The sequence below is a fragment of the Methylobacterium sp. WL18 genome, from assembly GCF_008040015.1.
In the GTDB taxonomy this organism is placed as follows: domain Bacteria; phylum Pseudomonadota; class Alphaproteobacteria; order Rhizobiales; family Beijerinckiaceae; genus Methylobacterium; species Methylobacterium mesophilicum.
In genome coordinates, this window is record NZ_VRVD01000832.1 from 1 (window position 1) to 1,732 (window position 1,732).

At 75.2% G+C, this 1,732-nt stretch carries 1 protein-coding gene and 1 pseudogene; both read left to right on the top strand.

All coding sequences use genetic code 11. The features are described from left to right. Positions 1-191 (top strand): annotated as a pseudogene (locus FV228_RS28810) (efflux RND transporter periplasmic adaptor subunit); the annotation flags it as partial. Further along, on the top strand, positions 184-1,732 hold a 1,549-nt coding region (locus tag FV228_RS28815), incomplete at its 3' end, for an efflux RND transporter permease subunit (protein ID WP_187277957.1). The pseudogene FV228_RS28810 and the gene FV228_RS28815, both read left to right, overlap by 8 nt.

The following is a 1,732-nucleotide window of genomic DNA, read 5'->3' on the forward strand; positions in this document are numbered from 1 at the left end:
GGGTCTACCGGGGCGTGCCGCAGGGCGGATTCGTCCGCCACCCGGTCCGGGCCGACGCGCCGCTCTCGGCCGATGCCTTCGTGGTCGAGGACCTGCCCGACGGCAGCGAGATCGTGCTCAGGGGCGGCCAGGCGCTGCTCTCCGAGGAGATGAAGGGCCAGATCCGGGTCTCCGGCGACGACGATGATTGAGCGGCTCACGGGCGGCCCCCAGGCCGGGCTGGTCGGGTTCGCGGTGCGCCGGCCGCGCGTGGTGCTGGCCCTGGCCTGCGCGCTCCTGGCGTTCGGGCTCTACGCCCTGCGCAGCGCCCGCTACGACGTGTTCCCGGAATTCGCGCCGCCCACCGTGACGATCCAGACCGAGGCGCCCGGCCTCGATCCGGAGCAGGTCGAGGTCCTGGTCACCCAGGCGATCGAGGGGGCGGTGGGCGGCCTGCCCGGGCTGGAGACCCTGCGCTCCTCCTCGATCCAGGGCCTGTCGGTGATCAGCGCCGCGTTCCGGGCCGGCAGCGACGTCGACCGGGTGCGCCAGCGGGTCAACGAGCGGCTGGCGGCCCTGGCCGGACGGCTGCCCCAGGGCGTGATGGCGCCCGCCATGACGGCGCTGACCTCCTCGACCTCGACGGTGCTGCTGATCGGGCTGACCTCGGACAGCCGCAGCGCCATGGACCTGCGCACGCTGGCCGACTGGACGGTCCGGCTGCGCCTCCAGGCGGTGCCGGGCATCGCGCAAGTCTCGGTCTACGGCGGCGGCGTGCGTTCGCTCCAGGTGCAGGTCCGCCCCGACGACCTGATCCGCTACCGGGTCGGGCTCAACGACGTGCTGGCGGCCGCCCGCAAGGCCACGGGGGTGCGGGGCGCCGGCTTCGTGGACACGCCGAGCCAGCGGGTGGTCCTGCGCACCGAGGGGCAGTCGCTCACCCCGGAGGCGCTGGGGCGCACTGTGCTGGTCAACGAGGGCGGGGCGAGCGTGGTGCTGGCCGACGTCGCCACAATCCTGGCGGCCCCCGAGCCGGCGATCGGCGCCGCCCTGGTCGACGGCAAGCCCGGCGTGCTGCTGATGGTCGGCGCCCAGGTCGGCGTCGACACCAGGACGGTCACCGGCCGGCTGGAGGCGGCCCTGGCGGAGCTGCGGCCGGCTCTGGCCCGGGCCGGAATCGGCCTGCACGCCGACCTGTTCCGGCCGGCCAACTTCGTCGACGTCGCCAACGGCAACGTCCTGCAGGCGCTGCTGCTGGGCGGCGCCCTGGTGGTGGTCGTCCTGCTGGTCTTCCTGGCCGACTGGCGCACGGCCCTGATCAGCGCGGCCGCGATCCCGCTCTCGCTGATCGCCGCGGCGCTCGCCCTCCAGGCCTGGGGCGAGAGCCTCAACACCATGACGCTCGGCGGGCTGGCGCTCGCCATCGGCGAGGTGGTGGACGACGCGGTGATCGGCGTCGAGAACGTCGCCCGGCGCCTGCGCGAGAGCCGGGCGAAGGGCCGGGCAGAGGGCTGGGAAGCCGGCGCGGCCCGGGTGGTGTTCGACGCCATCCTGGAGGTGCGCGGCGCGGTCGCGTACGCGACCCTGGCGGTGCTGCTGATGTTCCTGCCGGTGCTGGCGCTCACCGGCGTCGCCGGCCGCCTGTTCGGCCCCCTGGCGCTCGCCTACATCGCCGCCGTGCTGGCCTCGCTGCTGGTGGCGCTGACGGTGACCCCCGCCCTCGCCCTGCTTCTGCTCGCCGGGCCCGGGGCGA